The organism is Pseudomonas sp. SDT291_1_S447 (assembly GCF_054070155.1).
On record NZ_JBSVXS010000051.1, the window covers coordinates 1 to 17,478 of the forward strand.

A 17,478-nucleotide genomic window follows, 5' to 3' on the forward strand; every position below is an offset into this window, starting at 1 on the left:
ACTGAAAGACCGCTATCGCGAGCAGGCTCACTCCTACATTTGTTTTGTGTACGGCCAGAGGTTCATGTCAGTTGTTAGGGTGCCGTTTCTAATTTTTCTACCTACTTTGTGCCTGAGCCCGACACTTTCGCGGGCAGTTCCTCAAACCTTCTGCGCGTGAGGTGCACCATGGCCAAAGTAATTTTGAAGAAAAAAATCGACGCTTCGACAACTGCTCTGAGCGACGTCAAATCCTATGCCCGCAAGATCTGGCTGGCAGGCCTGGGTGCCTACGCCAAGGTCGGCCAAGAGGGCAGTGAGTACTTTCAAGAGTTGATCAAGGCTGGTCAAACTGTTGAAAAGAAAGGCAAAAAAGCCGTCACTGAAAAACTCGAAGCGGCCAACGCCGAGATCGATGAAGCCAAGAGCGAAGTGAGTTCTTTCAAAGGTCGTGTCGAAGTTCAGCTCGACAAGGTCGAGAAGGCGTTCGACTCCCGTGTAGCAAGCGCCTTGAATCGTATCGGCATTCCGTCTAAACATGACGTTGAGACACTCTCTGCTAAGCTCGATGAGCTGACGGCATTGCTCGAACGCGTCGCGCGTAAATCTTAAGGAGAACGGGATGGCTGGTAAAAAGAACACCGATAAAGAAGGCAGCTCGTGGATCGGGAAAGTCGAAGACTACTCCCGCAAAATCTGGCTGGCTGGTTTAGGCGTGTACTCGAAGATCGACACTGACGGCAGCAAGCTCTTCGATACATTGGTCAAAGACGGCGAGAAAGCCGAGAAGCTCACCAAGTCCGCAGTCGGCAAAAAAGTCGATGCCGCCAAGGATTCCGCTTCTTCGGCCAAGTCGCGCATCAGCGGCGTGAAAGATCGCGCACTGGGCAAGTGGGACGAGCTGGAAGGGGCTTTCGACAAGCGCCTGAACAGCGCGATCTCGCGCCTCGGTGTACCGAGCCGCAATGAGGTCAAGGCACTCAACAGCAAGGTCGACACGCTGACCAAACAGATCGAAAAACTCACCGGTCTGAAGGCTCAACCTGTGGCGGCGAAAACCGCTGCGGCAAAACCGGCAGCGAAAACTGCGGCGGCCAAACCAGCGGCAAAATCCGCTGCCAAGCCTCTGGCAAAAGCGGCGGCTAAACCCGCAGCAAAAGCAGCGGCCAAGCCTGCAGCAAAAACCGCAGCGGCCAAGCCAACTGCTAAAGCTGCAGCCAAACCGGTTGCTGCCAAAGCCGCCGCCAAACCGGCAGCAAAACCTGCGGCCAAAACTGCAGCGAAACCAGCCGCCAAGCCAGCCGCGAAAACCGCGGCCGCCAAACCGGCTGCCAAGCCAGCAGCGAAACCGGCTGCAGCTAAAAAACCGGCAGTGAAAAAAACGGCCGCGCCGAAAGCCGCAGCGCCGAAGCCAGCAGCACCTGCTGCAGCCAAGCCGGCTACCCCGGCAGCTCCGGTGAGCGCGTCGAACTCCGCCGCCGCACCGACTCCGGTGGCTACCCCGACTGCTGCATCGACGCCGTCGACGCCAACCAGTCAGTCCTGATTCTTCAGGGCAAAATAAAGCGCCCGGCCTGTGAAGGTCGGGCGTTTTTGTTTGTGCCGTTTTTAAAGCTTACCCTCACCCCAGCTCTCTCCCAGAGGGAGAGGGGGCCGACCGAGGTGTCTCATGCTATACGCCGACCTGAAAGACCTTATCGATTATGGATTCGGTAACGCACTGTCAGGTCGGCGTACTTCTACAGCATCCCCCAATCAGTCCCCTCTCCCTCCGGGAGAGGGCTAGGGTGAGGGGCTTTTGATTCAGTCGTGATCTTCAAGGTATTGCAGGGCCATCCGCTCCGTGGCGACCTTAACCGGCGGCAGCAAGTGCGGCGCTACCAGCATCATGATCTGATAAACCACCAATCTCACCTCACCCTCACGATCCAGAATCCGCTGATAATCCAGCGAAAACAGCAACGTCATGGTGATCTGCTCCACCAACTGCCCCAACGCCTGCGTATCACTGACCAACTGCCCCGCAGCCTTCAACCGCGCCAACAGCGACGCCAGCGTACGCTTCAGCGCATTGAGCAAATGTCGAATGCCCTTGGCCAGCTTCGGCAAGCGCCCGGCGAGATTCGACAGGTCCTGAAACAGAAAGCGGTACTGCGCCAGCCGCTCGACGATCAAATGCAAAAACAGCCAGTAATCCTCCGGCGCCAATTCCACATCCGACGGCGGATCGAGCAGTGGCGCCAGTTCATTCTGGAAGCGTTCGAACAACCCGAGAATCAGCGGTTCCTTGCCGTGGAAGTGGTAATAGAGGTTGCCCGGGCTGATGCCCATTTCGTTGGCCACCTCCATTGTGGAGACGTTCGGCTCGCCCTTTTCGTTGAACAATTGCAGAGCACATTCGAGAATCCGGTCGCGGGTTTTCATCCAGTCTTCTTAGAAAAGTTCGGTTAAGCGTCAGCGCACACGCACGTAAGTACCGGGCGCTGCCTCCATCGGTGGATAGTTCGGATTGCCGAGGGTGAACGAGGTTTCGTGCTGGGCGCCGGAGCGGTGCTGAATCCACTCCAGCCACTGCGGCCACCAACTGCCATCGACGTGCTTGCCGTCGTAATACCAGGCGCGCGGGTCGCTGCTCATTTTGCCGTTCTCGACGTAGGCGGCTTTCGGGTTGCTCGGCGGGTTGAGGATGCTCTGCACATGGCCGCTGTTGGACAGCACGAAACGCCGTTCGCCACCGAGTAGCAGGGTCGAGCGATACACCGCATCCCACGGGGTGATGTGGTCGTTCATGCCGGCGACGCTGAAGCTGTCGACAGTGACTTTCTGCAGATCGATGGGAGTGCCGCAAACCTCCAGACCACCCGGATGGGTCAGCGGGTTGTGCTTGAAGAAGTCCAGCAGGTCACCGTGAAATGCCGCCGGCAGGCGGGTGTTGTCGTTGTTCCAGTAGAGGATGTCGAAGGCCGGCGGCTCTTTGCCCAACAGGTAGTTGTTGACGAAGTAGCTCCAGATCAAATCATTGGGACGCATCCAGGCGAAGATCCTGGCCATGTCGCGACCGTCGAGCACGCCTTTCTGATAGGAACGGCGCTTGGCGGCTTCGAGGGTTTGTTCGTCGGCGAACAGCGTGGCCGGGGTTTCGATCTGGCTGTCGAGCAGGCTGACCAGATAGGTCGCGCTGGAGACGCGGCGCAGTTGCCGCTTGGCCTGCAAATGGCCTTGCAGGGCGGCGATGGTCAGGCCGCCGGCGCAGGCGCCCATCAGGTTGACCTCACGAGCGCCAGTGATCGCCCGGCAGATGTTCATCGCTTCTTCCACCGCTTCGACGTAGGTCGACAGGCCCCATTCTCGATGGCGCACATCCGGGTTGCGCCAGCTGATCATGAACGTTTGCAGGCCATTCTTCAGCGCGTACTGGACGAAGCTGTTGTGTGGGCTGAGGTCGAAAATGTAGTACTTGTTGATTTGCGGCGGCACCACCAGCAGCGGCTTGGCGTACTGCTTTTCGCTCATCGGTCGGTACTGGATCAGCTCCAGCATCTCGTTGCGAAATACCACCGAACCGGTGGTGGTGGCGACGGTCTTGCCGACCTCGAAAGCCTGTTTGGTCACTTGGCGCGGCAGGCCGTCGTTGTGCAGCAAGTCATCGAATAAATGGCTGAGGCCGCGCACCAGACTGTGCCCGCCAGAGTTGAACAGCTCCTTGACCGCCAGCGGGTTGAGCAGGGTGTTCGACGGCGCCACGGCGTCGTTGAGCAAGGTGAAGGCGAAGTGCGCGCGGGCGCGATCGTCATCGCTCATGTTGCTTTCATCGATCCAGCTTTTGACCTGCTTCTGCCAGGCCAGATAGGCCTGCAGGCTACGCCGGTAAAACGGGTTGAGGCTCCACGCCGGATCGGCGAAGCGGCTGTCGTTCGGATTGGTCGCGTGCAAGGTTTCGCCAAGCAGCACGCGGCCCAATTGACCGCCGAGTTTCAACGCGTGCTTCGCACTGTGAATCGGATTGCGCAGGCCATGGGCGGCGACGCTGCGCAAGGTCGAGATCAGGTCCCGGCCACGCAGGCCGGTGATCGCACTTTGTGCATTGATGAACACGGCGGGGCTGGGCACTACGCCCGTCGCTGGTTTGTCGCGCATGACTCAACACTCCTTCGTCTTCAGGCCAAAAACAAACTCACCGAACCAGAACACCATAGACGCTGTTGCGGGTTGCTGCCTGCGCGGCGTCCTGCCGCGCACTCTTTCTTGAAGCACTGCATAAAGCCTGCCGCCGGCGTTAACCGCCCAGCGGTGTCGGATGCGGGTGCATCACCGCGCGCTGACGTTCCTCCTGGAGGAATTTCATGATGATCGGCGCCACCGCTTCAGCACGGGTAATCAGGAACAGATGACCGTCGTCGATGATGTGCAGTTGGGCATTGGGAATGCGCCAGGCGAGCATGCGCATGTTGATCAGCGGGATCAGCGGATCGTCATCGCCGGCCAGCACCAGCGTGGGTTGATGGATCTTGTGCAGCCAGTGAATGCTGGTCCAGCCGAGGCCGGCGAACAGTTGCCAGTAGTAACCGAGCTTGCCGGCCGAACGTACTTTCGCCGCGTGGCTGGCCGCCAGCGTCGGGTCGCGACGGAACGAGCCGCCGTAGATCAGCGGGGCGATACGGATCACGTGGGAAGGCTGAATGTAGCGCCGCGGACTGGCCATCATCCACAGCACTTTCGGTTTGCCCGGCACCATCACGGCACCGGCCGCGGTCGCCGCCAGCACCAGTTTCTTGCAGCGCTCGGGGTAGTCGTAGGCGAATTGCTGCGCGAGCGCGCCGCCCCACGACACGCCAATGACGTTGACCTGACCGTAGTCGAGGTAATCGAGCATCCGCGAGGTCAGTTTCGCCAGCCCGGGAAAGCGATATGGCCGATTAGGCGTGGACGAGCCGCCGACACCGGGCACGTCGAAGGCGATCACTTCCAGATCCGGATCCAGCGCCGCGACAAACGGGAACACCAGCTCCAGGTTGGCGCCGATGCCGTTGAAAATCAGCAAGGGCGTCAAGTGAGGCTTGCCGGGGCGTACCGCCGTGCGGAGGGTCTGGCCATCCAGATCGACGGTACGGAATATGAACGGTTGCGGCATGCTTCAGGCCCTGTGGATTTCAAGTACACCCCGCCCCCTGTGTAGGAGCTGCCGAAGGCTGCGATCTGTTGATCTTGATTTTAAAAACAGAATCAAAAGATCGCAGCCTGCGGCAGCTCCTACATTGGGCCGGGTGTGTCAGTTACCGCTCGTGAACGTAAGTGCCCGGCGATGCTTCACCCGCCGGATACGCTTTGTTGCCCAGTTTCACCGGGGCCTTTTTCAGGTTGCCCGAGCGCTCGGCCTGCCACGTCTGCCAGTACAGCCACCAGGAGTCGGTGTGCTTGGTCGAGTTCTCTTGCCATTCATCGGCATTGGCAGCCACTTCTTCGCTGGTCATGTAGCGCGATTTCGGGTTGCCTGGCGGATTCAGAATGCTCTGGATATGGCCGCTGCTCGACAGCACGAACTCGACCTTGCCACCAAACAACTGCGCCGACTTGTAGCAGGACTTCCACGGCGTGATGTGGTCGTTGGTGCCGGCCAGCGAGAAGATGTCGGCCGTGACCTGCTTGAGGTCGATCGGCGTGCCGCACACTTCCAGTGCATTCGGGCGAATCAGTGGGTTGTTTTTGAACATCTCGATCAGGTCGCCGTGGAACGCGGCGGGCAATCGTGTGGTGTCGTTGTTCCAGAACAGGATGTCGAACACCGGAGGCTCGTTGCCGAGCAGGTAGTTGTTGACCCAGTAGTTCCAGATCAGGTCGTTGGGACGCATCCACGCGAAGACCTTGGCCATGTCTTTGCCTTCGAGCACGCCGGCCTGATACGAGTGGCGCTTGGCGGTCTCCAGGGTCTGCTCGTCGACAAACAGGGCGACGTCGCTGTCCAGCGTCGTGTCGAGCACGCTGACCAGCAGCGTAAGGGCATTGACCTTCTTCTCGCCGATCGCCGCGTAGTGGCCGAGCAGGGCGGTGCAGGTGATGCCGCCGGAGCAGGCGCCGAGCATGTTCACGTCTTTGCTGCCGGTGATTGCGGTGACCACGTCGACGGCTTCTTTCAGTGCGTCGATATAGGTCGACAGGCCCCACTCGCGCTGGGCCTTGGTCGGGTTGCGCCAGCTGACGATAAACGTCTGCACGTTATTGCGCAGGCAGAAGCGCGCCAGACTCTTGTCCGGGCTCAAGTCGAATACGTAGAACTTGTTGATCTGCGGCGGCACCACCAGCAATGGGCGCTCGTGGACCTGCTCGGTGATCGGCTTGTACTGGATCAGTTCCAGCACGTCGTTGCGAAACACCACCGCGCCTTCGGTGACACCGAGGCTCTTGCCGACCTCGAACGCGCCCATGTTGACCTGGCTCGGCATGCCGCCGTTATGTACCAGATCCTTGGCCAGATGCGAGAGGCCATCGAGCAGGCTCTTGCCGCCGGTTTCGAAGAAGCGTTTCACCGCTGCCGGATTGGCCGCCGTATTGGTCGGAGCCATGGCTTCGGTCATCAGGTTGATGACGAAGTGGCCGCGGGCGATGTCTTTGGGGGAGAGACTGCTGTCATCAATCCAGGCATGGAGTTCCTTGCGCCACGCCAGGTAAGTTTGCAGATAGCGTTTGTAGAGCGGGTTCTGGCTCCACGCAGGATCGGCAAAGCGACGGTCATCGCCAGCCGGTTGCAGTTCGGATTTACCAAACAACACGTTCTTCAGTTCGAGGCCGAAATGGGTGACGTGCTTGACGCTATGGATCGGTTGTCTGATGGCCTGTTTCAGCACCATACGAGCAGAGGCCAGCAGATCCTTTCCGCGTAGCCCAACGACGGGATTAAGCCCCAGGGTGTTTTCCGAGGCTTGGTACTTCAGGTCATCGTTATTCTTGTTACTCATCTACGACGCTCCATTGTCCTGAGACGAGTACCCGGTTTTCTGCTGTGCAGTTCCACAGCCAATGCCAGGTACTACTGCTCGGGTGACCGTTAATTCTGCATAGCTGCTTTACAGTCGTAGAGCATTGCAGGGAACTTGCCAGCTCCATTGGTTACCCGAGTTTAATTTTTTTCGCAAGCAGGCCGATCCTCGGCCACACAGCAGAGCATTCAAACAGATGAATTTAGAAAATGCCCTCTAATGAGCGCAAGGCTCGGACTAGAGCATCAGCTTGACGATGGACTCGTTCGGGTCGCGGGTTTTTCCGGCAGCTTTGAGCTCGGCCAGATAATCGGCCCAGAGTGCGTCATGACGTCGCCCCAGCTCGTAGAGATAATCCCAGGTGAACAAGCCGCTGTCGTGACCGTCGTCGAAGGTCAGTTTCAGTGCGTAGTGACCGGCCGGTTCCAGCTTGCTCAGACCGACGTTGAGCTTGCCGAATTGCAGGATCGGTTTGCCGTGGCCCTGGACCTCGGCGGAGGGGGAATGCACGCGCAGGAATTCGGCGGGCAGCGTGTACTCCTCGCCGGACGCGTAAGTCAGCGTCAGGGTTTTCGAGGCTTTGTGCAGTTTGATGTCGGTAGGAATCATAAAAACAGCCCTGAGCTGCAAGCAACAAGCTGCAAGCTTAACTCAGCCCGCAGCTTGTCGCTTGCAGCTCGGAGCTTGCCGCTCTACAGAATGTAGCGGGACAGGTCTTCGTTCTGCGCCAATTCGCCGAGGTGGCTGTTGACGTACTCGGCGTCGATCAGAATCGGCTGCTCATCGTGGGTGCTGGCCAGATCGCCGGCGCTGAACGACACCTCTTCCAGCAGGCGCTCAAGCAGCGTGTGCAGGCGACGGGCACCGATGTTCTCGGTCTTCTCGTTGACCTGCCAGGCGATCTCCGCCAGACGCTTGATGCCTTCCGGCTGGAACTGGATGTTCAGACCTTCGGTTTTCAGCAGCGCGCAATATTGCTCGGTGAGCGAAGCGTGCGGTTCGCTGAGGATACGTTCGAAGTCCGACGGGCTCAGCGCTTTGAGTTCTACGCGGATTGGCAGACGACCTTGCAGCTCAGGCACCAGATCGCTCGGCTTGCTCAGGTGGAACGCGCCGGAGGCGATGAACAGGATATGGTCAGTCTTGACCATGCCCAGCTTGGTGTTGACGGTGCAGCCTTCGATCAGCGGCAGCAGGTCGCGCTGTACGCCTTCACGGGAGACATCGGCGCCGCCGACGTTGCCACGCTTGGCGACTTTGTCGATTTCGTCGATGAACACGATACCGTGCTGTTCAACCGCTTCCAGCGCTTTGGCCTTCAGCTCTTCTTCGTTGACCAGACGCCCGGCTTCTTCGTCGCGCACCAGCTTCAGCGCTTCTTTGACCTTGAGCTTGCGCGCCTTCTTCTTGCCCTTGCCCATGTTGGCGAACAAGGACTGCAACTGGTTGGTCATCTCTTCCATGCCAGGCGGCGTGGCGATTTCGATGCCGGCCACTTCAGCGACTTCGATCTCGATTTCCTTGTCATCCAGCTGACCTTCGCGCAGGCGCTTGCGGAACAGCTGACGGGTGTTGGAATCGCTGCTCGGCGCTTCTTCATTGCTGAAGCCCATGCGCGCCGGCGGCAGCAGTGCGTCGAGGATACGATCCTCGGCAGCATCTTCAGCGCGGTGGCGCACGCGGGTCATTTCCTGCTCGCGGAGCATCTTGATCGCGGCGTCGGCCAGATCACGGATGATCGATTCGACGTCACGGCCGACGTAGCCGACTTCGGTGAACTTGGTCGCTTCGACCTTGATGAACGGCGCGTTGGCCAGTTTCGCCAGGCGACGGGCGATTTCGGTTTTACCGACTCCGGTCGGGCCGATCATCAGGATGTTCTTCGGGGTCACTTCAACGCGCAGCTCTTCAGGCAGCTGCATGCGGCGCCAGCGGTTGCGCAGGGCAATCGCGACGGCGCGCTTGGCATCGTCCTGGCCTATGATGTGGCGGTTGAGTTCGTGGACGATTTCGCGGGGAGTCATGGACATAGTAATTGACGGTCCTCAAGCAGAAACAAGCCGTGGCACAGGGCCGCGTCAGGCTTATTCAGCGAGATCCTGCTCCTCAATGGTCTGAGTGTGGTTGGTGAATACACAGATGTCGCCGGCGATGCCGAGGGCGGTTTCGACGATTTCACGGGCCGACAGGTCGGTTTTTTTCAACAGGGCACTGGCCGCAGCCTGCGCGTAACCGCCGCCGGAACCCATGGCGATCAGGCCATCTTCGGGTTCGACCACGTCACCGTTGCCAGTGATGATCAACGAGGCGTCCTTGTTGGCGACCGCGAGCATGGCTTCGAGGCGGCTCAGGGAGCGGTCGGTGCGCCATTCTTTGGCGAGTTCGACCGCGGCGCGCACCAGGTGGCCCTGATGTTTTTCAAGCTGGCCTTCGAAACGTTCGAAGAGGGTAAAGGCGTCGGCAGTGGCACCGGCAAAACCGGCGATGACCTGGCCGTGGTACAGGCGACGGACTTTTTTCGCGTTGCCTTTCATCACGGTATTGCCGAGAGAAACCTGGCCGTCGCCGCCCATGACGACTTTGCCGTGACGGCGGACTGAAACGATGGTGGTCAAGGGAAGAGTCTCCACACAGCGGGGCGAAAGTGCCTTATGCCCATTCATATGGGGGTGCTGGAGAGGATTTCAACCGGGGAGGGTGCGGAGGGACGAACGGCGCAGGGCAGATCAGAATTTTGTGGTGCTGGTTATGACGCCTTCGCGAGCAAGCTCGCTCCCACAGGATTAGCGCAGACCCTGTGGGAGCGAGCTTGCTCGCGAAGAACGATGACACGGTGACTCTGACGAAATCAGCGGCTCTGGCGTTGTTGTAACAACAGATTGCTGAAGCCGGCGCCGGCCAGTTGTTTCTGAGCCGTGGTCAGCTGTTCACGGTTACTGAACGGGCCGACCAGTACGCGGTACCAGGTTTCATCCTTCACTGTGCCGGACTCAACCGCTACCGCCTGACCAAGCAGAATGATCTGCGCACGCACCTTGTCGGCATCGGTTTCCTTGCGGAACGAACCGGCCTGCAAGAAGAACTTGGTCACCGGCGCGGCTTTGCTCACCGGTGGTGCTGGCGGCGGGGTAATCCCGGCCAACGCTGCCTGAGCGCGCGCGGTGTCGATCTTCGCCGCTTCTGCCGGTGTCACTGGCGTGGTCGGGATGGCCGGCACTTGTGGCGTCGGCAGGGTCTTCTCCGGGACGGCGTCCGGCGGCACGATCACTTCCGATTCCGGCAGCAGGGTGTAGAAGTCGTACTTCGGCTTCACCGGTTGCGTCGGGCTCGGCGGGGTCTTGTTGGCCTCGGCGATCTTCGACGCTTTCTGCTGTTGCGCCTGTTCGACCTTCTCACGCTTGACCGTGTCGCTGCCCTTGCCCGGCTCCAGCTTCATCAGAAACACGATGAACGCGCCGACCGTGAGGCCGATGGCCATCCACAGCCAACCCGGAATCGGTTGCTTCGCAGGAGCTTGGTAACGGCTGGCGCCACGCTTGGGTGCAGGTTTTTTCTTGGCAGCCAACTTACATACGCTCCAGAGTTTCCAGACCCAACAGCTCCAGGCCTTGCTTGAGGGTGCGGCCGGTCAGCGCGGCCAGACGCAGACGGCTCTGCATCTGGGCCGGGGTTTCGGCGGCGAGGATCGGGCAGTTCTCGTAGAAGCTGGAGAACAGACCGGCAACGTCGTACAGATAAGTGCAGAGAATGTGCGGCGTGCCTTTGTCGGAGACGTTGTTCAGCACTTCACCGAACTGCGCCAGTTTCGCCGCCAGTTCTTGCTCATGTGCGGCTTCCAGGACGATCTGGCCATCGACTTCGCTGAAGTCCTTGCCCAATTTGCGGAACACACCGGCGACGCGGGTGTAGGCGTAAAGCAGGTACGGCGCGGTGTTGCCTTCGAAATTCAGCATCAGGTCGAAGTTGAAGCTGTAGTCGCTGGTGCGGTGCTTCGACAAGTCGGCGTACTTCACCGCGCCGATGCCGACGACTTTGGCGATGTTGCGCCGTTCGTCTTCGGCCAGTTCCGGGTTCTTCTCTTTCACCAGGCTGTAGGCGCGTTCCTGCGCTTCGGTCAGCAGATCGATCAGCTTCACGGTGCCGCCGTCACGGGTCTTGAACGGACGACCGTCGGCGCCGTTCATGGTGCCGAAGCCCATGTGTTCCATCTCCATCGGATGGGTGACGAAGCCGGCCTTGCGCGCCACGGCGAACACTTGCTGGAAGTGCAGGGCCTGACGCTGATCGACAAAGTACAGCGCGCGATCGGCTTTCAGCTTGCCGCTGCGGTAGCGCACGGCGGCCAAGTCAGTGGTGGCGTACAGGTAACCGCCGTCAGCCTTGACGATGATCACTGGCAGCGGGTCGCCATCGGCGTTCTTGAACTCGTCGAGGAACACGCACTGCGCGCCGTTGCTCTCGACCAGCATGCCAGCGGCTTTCAAGTCGTTTACAACGTTGATCAGGTCGTCGTTGTAGGCGCTTTCGCCCATCACGTCGGCCATGGTCAGTTTGACGTTGAGCAGTTCGTAGATCTTCTGGCAGTGCGACAGCGAGATGTCCTTGAACTTGGTCCACAGCGCCAGGCACTCGGCATCGCCGGCCTGCAGCTTGACCACCAGACCACGGGCGCGGTCGGCGAATTCTGCGGATTCGTCGAAACGCTGCTTGGCCGCGCGGTAGAAGTTTTCCAGGTCAGACAGCTCGTCGCTGGTGATCGGGTTTTCCTGCAGATAGGCCATCAGCATGCCGAACTGGGTGCCCCAGTCGCCAACGTGGTTCTGACGGATCACTTCGTCGCCGAGGAATTCGAGGACGCGGGCCACACCGTCGCCAATGATGGTCGAGCGCAAGTGGCCGACGTGCATCTCTTTGGCCAGGTTCGGTGCCGACAGGTCGACCACGGTGCGTTGCGCCGGGCCGGCCTTGCGTACGCCAACATGGGCATCAGCCAATGCAGCGTCGAGACGCGAGGCCAAAGCCTGGGTGTTCTGGAAGAAGTTGATGAAGCCCGGGCCGGCGATTTCGGCCTTGGTGACGTTCTCGTCAGCCGGCAGTGCGGCGATGATTTTTTCCGCCAGATCGCGCGGTTTCATGCCCGCAGGCTTGGCCAGCATCATGGCGATGTTGCTGGCGAAGTCGCCGTGAGTCTTGTCACGGGCGTTCTCCACCTGAATCGCCGGCGACAGGCCTTCAGGCAACACACCTTCGTTGACGAGTTGGGTGAGGGCTTGTTGGATCAGCTGGCGAATGGTGTCTTTCATGGTCTTCTCTTTCGACCGCAAGCGCGGCGGGCGCATCGATGCGCGGGTGGAAAAACTGGGCATTATCCGTTGCGAAGACGGGCTTGCCAACCTTAGCAGGCAGCTTATGGATATGTGGTGACATTCAGATCAAAAGATCGCAGCCTTCGGCAGCTCCTACACGGGGATACGCATTTTCCTGTAGGAGCTGCCGTAGGCTGCGATCTTTTGATCTTCAATATAAATCGACGGGATCGACATCCAGCGACCAGCGCACCGCCCGCCCGCTCGGCATCTGCTCCAGCACCAGCAACCAACTCGCCAGCAACCGGTGCAACGGTGCCCGCGCCGTCGCCTGCAACAAAAGCTGCGCACGATAACGCCCCGCCCGCCGCTCCATCGGCGCTGGCACCGGCCCAAGCAATTCAATCCCGCTCAGATTCTGCTCGGCCAGCAAACGCTCGGCCTCGCTGCACGCCTCATCGAGAAAGCCTTCCGCCTGCCCCGGTTTGTGCGCTTCGGCACGCAACAACGCCAGATGCGCAAACGGCGGCAGCCCGGCTGCCCGGCGTTCGCTCAAGGCCTGTTCGGCAAAGGCGAAATAGCCTTGTTCGGTGAGCTGCACCAATAAAGGATGGTCGGCGAGGTGCGTCTGAATGATCACCTTGCCCGGCTCTTCCGCTCGCCCGGCACGCCCGGCCACCTGCACGATCAACTGCGCCATGCGCTCGCTGGCGCGGAAGTCGCCGGAGAACAGGCCGCCGTCGGCATCCAGAATCGACACCAGCGTCACTCGTGGAAAATGGTGCCCTTTGGCCAACATCTGTGTGCCGACCAGAATGCACGGCTGACCTTTCTGAATCGTCGCGAACAGCTGATTCATCGCGTCCTTGCGCGAGGTGCTGTCACGGTCGACGCGCAGCACCGGGTAGTCGGGGAATAGAATCGCCAGCCGTTCTTCGGCACGTTCAGTACCCGCGCCGACCGGGCGCAGATCGACCTTGTTGCACTTCGGGCACTGGCGCGGCGTGCGTTCGACGTAGCCACAGTGGTGGCAGCGCAATTCGCCATAACGCTGATGCACGGTCATTCGTGCATCGCAGCGCGAGCACTCGGACATCCAGCCGCAATCATGACAAAGCAGCGTCGGGGCAAAGCCGCGGCGGTTGAGAAACACCAACACCTGTTGCCCATTCGCCAATGTCTGACCGATAGCTTGCTGCATCGGCCCGGAAATACCGCTGTCCAGTGGACGGCTCTTCACATCCAGACGCAGGAAGCGCGGCTGCTTGGCGCCGCCGGCACGTTCATTCAGGCGTAGGAGACCGTAACGGCCGGTGTAGGCGTTGTGCAGACTTTCCAGCGATGGCGTCGCAGAACCGAGCACGATCGGGATGTTTTCCTGCCGCGCACGCACCAGCGCCAGATCGCGGGCGTGGTAGCGCAAACCTTCCTGCTGTTTATATGAGCCGTCGTGCTCTTCATCGATGATGATCAGCCCGGGATTTTTCATCGGCGTGAACAGCGCCGAGCGGGTGCCGATAATAATGTCGGCCTCGCCATCGCGCGCCGCGAGCCAGGCATCGAGGCGCTCGCGATCATTGACCGCCGAGTGCAGCAGGGCGATGCGCGCATTGAAACGCTGCTCGAAGCGCGCCAAGGTCTGCGGGCCGAGGTTGATCTCCGGGATCAGCACCAGCGCCTGTTTGCCGGCTTCGAGGGTTTCGCGGATCAGCTGTAAATAGACTTCGGTCTTGCCGCTGCCGGTGACGCCGGCCAGCAGGAATGCGTGATAACTGTCGAACCCGGCGCGGATCGCCTCGTATGCGGCGCGCTGTTCGGTGTTGAGCGGTAATTCCGGTTGCGCCAGCCAGTGCTCATGGCGCGCGCCGGGTGCGTGGCGGCGGATTTCCACTTGCACCAGATTTTTCGCCAGCAGCAGATCAAGGCTGTCTTTGCTCAGCATCAATTTGCTCAACAACTGATGGGCGACGCCGTGCGGGTGCTGGGCCAGGGTCGCGAGTGCTTCGCGCTGGCGCGGGGCGCGGGCAATGCGCGGGTCATCAAGGCTGGCGCCGGGTGTGATCGACCAAAAGCGCTCTTGGCGAGCCTCGGCCAGTTCGCCCTGGCGCAGCAGCACTGGCAACGCCCAGCTCAAGGTGTCGCCGAGGCTGTGCTGATAATACTGCGACGTCCACAGGCACAACTTGAACAGCGCCGGTGGCAGCGGCGGCGTGGCATCCAGCAGAGCCAGCGCCGGTTTGAGTTTTTCCACCGGCACTTCGCTGGTGTCGGTGACCTCGACCAGAATCCCGATCATCTCGCGCCGACCGAACGGTACCCGCAGGCGCATGCCCGGCTGCAATTGTTCACGCAGCACGCCGGCCGGGGTCCGATAGTCGAACAGGCGGCGCAGGGGTGAAGGCAGGGCGAGGCGCAGAATGGCGTCGGGCACGCGGGGGGATCTCTATAAACGCAAAATAAGGGACGAGTGCAGATCAATTGTGGGAGCGAGCTTGCTCGCGAAGGCGGCGTGTCAGGCGCTAAAACATTGGCTGGCACAACGCATTCGTGAGCAAGCTCGCTCCCACAGTGGAGTGCGTTCAAGGCCGGGAGCCTAGCAGACGGTCGGTCTCGGTGACAGCTTGCGTGTTTGAAAAGGTCTGGTAGAATCCGCGGCCTAATTACGTGCGGTATTCAACAATAGTGTTGGGTGGCGGCACGCTAGCTGAGGAAGACACCATGAAAGCTGATATTCACCCGAATTACCCAGTCATCGCTGTTACCTGCAGCTGTGGCAACAAGTTCGAAACTCGTTCGACTTTCGGCAAAGCTCTGCCAATCGACGTTTGCAACGAATGCCACCCGTTCTACACCGGTAAGCAGAAGACTCTGGACACTGGCGGCCGCGTTCAGCGCTTCGCAGACCGTTTCGGTGCTTTCGGCAAGAAACCTGCTGCTGCAGAGTAAGGTTGAAGGGCCCGGTGGGCTTTTCCTCGTTGCTGAAAAAGGCGTCCCTCGCGGGCGCCTTTTTTGTGCCTGCGATTTGGCTGTCCGGGGCGCAAGCCTTCTGCCCGGCACCTGCGGGGCTGACCAGCGTCACGGTGCAGCGCGTGGTCGATGGCGACACGCTGCGCCTGAGCGATGGTCGCAGCGTACGCATGATCGGCCTCAACACGCCTGAACTGGGCAGGCAGGGCCGCAGCGACGAACCCTTCGCCGTGGCGGCACGCAAACGCCTACAAGCGCTGGTCGATGCCAGCGGCGGACATGTCGGTTTGCGCCCCGGCAAGCAAGCCAAAGACCATTACGGGCGTACGCTCGCGCATATTTACAGCGCCAGCGGCGCCAATCTCGAAGCGCAAATGCTCGCCGATGGCCTCGGTTTCCAGGTCGCGGTGGCGCCGAATGTCGATCTTGTTGCCTGTCAGCAAACCGCCGAACGCAGTGCGCGAAAGGCCGGGCTGGGCCTCTGGCGGCAGTCGCCTGTACTGAAAGCGGAGCAGATTCAGCGCTCGGGTTTCGCCGTGATCAGTGGGCGTGTGAGCAAGGTTCAGCGCAATCGCGGCGGAATCTGGATCGAGTTGCAGGATGCGCTTGTATTGCGCGTTGCACCCAATCTGGTCGGACAATTCGACAATGCCCGTTTGCAGGCGCTGAAAGGCAAGCAGATCGAGGCTCGCGGCTGGATCGTTGATCGTTCCCGGCGCAGTGGATTGCAATCCGGTCAGTCACGCTGGCTACTTCCGCTGACCGATCCATCGATGTTGCAAACGCGCGCTAAAGAAAAATTGTAGACATTTTTTCTGTCGATTGTGAACAGTCCAGCCCTTGTGCGCCGTGGCTCTTGGCCCAAAGTCGTAGGGCAGGGCGCTTGACAGGGGTGACCGCTCAGTCTTGTGGGGACTTTGCGAGGCGCGTATCCTCGCTGACCAGTCTGTCCAACAGTAAAAAGCGGAATGCCAAAATGTCTGATCTGAAAACTGCCGCTCTCGAATATCATGCCAATCCTCGTCCAGGGAAGCTGAGTGTCGAGCTCACCAAGGCCACTGCTACCGCTCGCGACTTGTCGCTGGCCTACAGCCCCGGCGTAGCTGAACCAGTGCGTGAGATCGCTCGCGATCCTGAACTGGCCTACAAATACACCGGCAAGGGCAACCTGGTTGCAGTCATTTCCGATGGCACCGCGATTCTCGGTCTGGGCAACCTCGGCCCATTGGCTTCCAAGCCAGTGATGGAAGGTAAAGGCGTACTGTTCAAGCGCTTCGCCGGCATCGACGTTTTCGACATCGAAGTCGACTCCGAAAGCCCGCAAGCCTTCATCGACACGGTAAAACGCATCTCCATCACCTTCGGTGGCATCAACCTGGAAGACATCAAGGCGCCAGAGTGCTTTGAGATCGAACGTGCTCTGATCGAGCAGTGCGACATTCCGGTGTTCCACGATGACCAGCACGGCACCGCGATCGTGACTGCTGCGGGCATGATCAACGCCCTGGAAATCGCTGGCAAAACCCTGCCAGACGCCAAGATCGTCTGCCTGGGCGCCGGCGCTGCGGCCATCTCCTGCATGAAACTGCTGGTGAGCATGGGTGCACGCATCGAAAACATCTTCATGGTTGACCGTACCGGCGTGATCCACTCCGGCCGTGACGACCTGAACCAGTACAAAGCAGTATTCGCTCACGCCACCGACAAGCGCAGCCTGGCTGACGCACTGGCAGGCGCTGACGTGTTCGTCGGTCTGTCCGGCCCGAACCTGCTCAGCGCTGAAGGCTTGCTGTCGATGGCACCGAACCCGATCGTGTTCGCCTGCTCGAACCCGGATCCGGAAATCTCCCCGGAGCTGGCGCACGCTACCCGTAGCGACGTGATCATGGCCACCGGCCGTTCGGACTACCCGAACCAGGTCAACAACGTACTGGGCTTCCCGTTCATCTTCCGTGGTGCCCTGGACGTTCGCGCCAAGCGCATCAACGAAGAAATGAAAGTGGCTGCCGCCAACGCCCTGCGTGAACTGGCCAAGCTGCCAGTGCCACAGGACGTGTGCGATGCCTACGGTGGCGCGCCGCTGGAATTCGGCCGTGAGTACATCATTCCGAAGCCAATGGACAAGCGCCTGATCACCCTGATCTCCGACGCTGTGGCCAAAGCCGCAATCGAGACCGGTGTGGCGACCCTGCCGTATCCGAAGAACTACCCGCTGAAAAGCGTGGATGACGTGTTCAACGGCTAAGTCGTTG

The 17,478-nt window shown here is 60.2% G+C and carries 16 protein-coding genes; 6 read left to right on the forward strand and 10 right to left on the reverse strand.

What is annotated here, in order from left to right; translation table 11 throughout:
- The first annotated feature begins 168 nt into the window (after window positions 1–168).
- Window positions 169–591, forward strand: a complete 423-nt coding sequence (locus ACW9IR_RS16900) for a phasin family protein (RefSeq protein WP_110719499.1) — start codon at window positions 169–171, stop codon at window positions 589–591.
- Between the two features lie 10 nt (window positions 592–601).
- Entirely contained in the window at window positions 602–1,525 is a 924-nt protein-coding gene (locus ACW9IR_RS16905) for a phasin family protein (protein ID WP_102899529.1), read from the forward strand.
- Window positions 1,526–1,782: 257 nt separating this feature from the next.
- Here the strand turns inward: ACW9IR_RS16905 and ACW9IR_RS16910 are convergent, their stop codons facing one another.
- From ACW9IR_RS16910 to argS, 9 genes are all read right to left on the reverse strand, one after another.
- A complete protein-coding gene (locus ACW9IR_RS16910; protein ID WP_038360043.1) occupies window positions 1,783–2,403 on the reverse strand; it encodes a TetR/AcrR family transcriptional regulator in 621 nt (206 codons plus the stop codon).
- 30 nt (window positions 2,404–2,433) lie between these two features.
- Window positions 2,434–4,116, reverse strand: a complete 1,683-nt coding sequence (phaC, locus tag ACW9IR_RS16915) for a class II poly(R)-hydroxyalkanoic acid synthase (protein ID WP_457464297.1) — start codon at window positions 4,114–4,116, stop codon at window positions 2,434–2,436.
- Between the two features lie 139 nt (window positions 4,117–4,255).
- Window positions 4,256–5,110: a poly(3-hydroxyalkanoate) depolymerase gene (phaZ, locus tag ACW9IR_RS16920; protein ID WP_034152967.1), complete on the reverse strand. Its 855-nt coding sequence runs from the start codon at window positions 5,108–5,110 to the stop codon at window positions 4,256–4,258.
- A 142-nt stretch (window positions 5,111–5,252) separates the two neighbouring features.
- The gene (gene phaC / locus ACW9IR_RS16925) at window positions 5,253–6,932 is read right to left on the reverse strand and encodes a class II poly(R)-hydroxyalkanoic acid synthase (RefSeq protein WP_102899527.1); all 1,680 of its coding nucleotides are present in this window, start codon (window positions 6,930–6,932) and stop codon (window positions 5,253–5,255) included.
- Between the two features lie 258 nt (window positions 6,933–7,190).
- Entirely contained in the window at window positions 7,191–7,562 is a 372-nt protein-coding gene (locus ACW9IR_RS16930; RefSeq protein ID WP_095120731.1) for a gamma-butyrobetaine hydroxylase-like domain-containing protein, read from the reverse strand.
- An 83-nt stretch (window positions 7,563–7,645) separates the two neighbouring features.
- Entirely contained in the window at window positions 7,646–8,983 is a 1,338-nt protein-coding gene (gene hslU / locus ACW9IR_RS16935) for an ATP-dependent protease ATPase subunit HslU (RefSeq protein WP_095120730.1), read from the reverse strand.
- 54 nt (window positions 8,984–9,037) lie between these two features.
- Entirely contained in the window at window positions 9,038–9,568 is a 531-nt protein-coding gene (gene hslV, locus ACW9IR_RS16940; protein WP_016984593.1) for an ATP-dependent protease subunit HslV, read from the reverse strand.
- Window positions 9,569–9,801: 233 nt separating this feature from the next.
- Entirely contained in the window at window positions 9,802–10,518 is a 717-nt protein-coding gene (locus tag ACW9IR_RS16945) for an SPOR domain-containing protein (protein WP_007909385.1), read from the reverse strand.
- Window position 10,519: 1 nt separating this feature from the next.
- On the reverse strand, window positions 10,520–12,256 hold the full coding sequence (argS, locus tag ACW9IR_RS16950; protein WP_457464301.1) for an arginine--tRNA ligase: 1,737 nt from the start codon (window positions 12,254–12,256) through the stop codon (window positions 10,520–10,522).
- Between argS and ACW9IR_RS16955 the strand changes: the two genes are divergently transcribed.
- Window positions 12,255–12,377 carry a hypothetical protein gene (locus ACW9IR_RS16955; RefSeq protein ID WP_256579857.1) on the forward strand — a complete coding sequence of 41 codons (123 nt, stop codon included), beginning with the start codon at window positions 12,255–12,257 and terminating at the stop codon, window positions 12,375–12,377. The genes argS and ACW9IR_RS16955 overlap by 2 nt on opposite strands.
- 93 nt (window positions 12,378–12,470) lie before the next feature.
- Here the strand turns inward: ACW9IR_RS16955 and ACW9IR_RS16960 are convergent, their stop codons facing one another.
- Window positions 12,471–14,690 (reverse strand): primosomal protein N', encoded by a 2,220-nt coding sequence (locus tag ACW9IR_RS16960; RefSeq protein ID WP_102899525.1) that lies wholly within the window; start codon window positions 14,688–14,690, stop codon window positions 12,471–12,473.
- A 287-nt stretch (window positions 14,691–14,977) separates the two neighbouring features.
- On the opposite strand from ACW9IR_RS16960, the gene rpmE reads away from it, so the two are divergent.
- From rpmE to ACW9IR_RS16975, 3 genes are all read left to right on the forward strand, one after another.
- Entirely contained in the window at window positions 14,978–15,205 is a 228-nt protein-coding gene (gene rpmE, locus ACW9IR_RS16965) for a 50S ribosomal protein L31 (protein ID WP_016984589.1), read from the forward strand.
- A 14-nt stretch (window positions 15,206–15,219) separates the two neighbouring features.
- Window positions 15,220–16,032 carry a thermonuclease family protein gene (locus ACW9IR_RS16970; RefSeq protein WP_457464304.1) on the forward strand — a complete coding sequence of 271 codons (813 nt, stop codon included), beginning with the start codon at window positions 15,220–15,222 and terminating at the stop codon, window positions 16,030–16,032.
- 170 nt (window positions 16,033–16,202) lie between these two features.
- Window positions 16,203–17,471, forward strand: a complete 1,269-nt coding sequence (locus ACW9IR_RS16975; RefSeq protein ID WP_102899524.1) for a malic enzyme-like NAD(P)-binding protein — start codon at window positions 16,203–16,205, stop codon at window positions 17,469–17,471.
- Window positions 17,472–17,478: the final 7 nt, after the last annotated feature.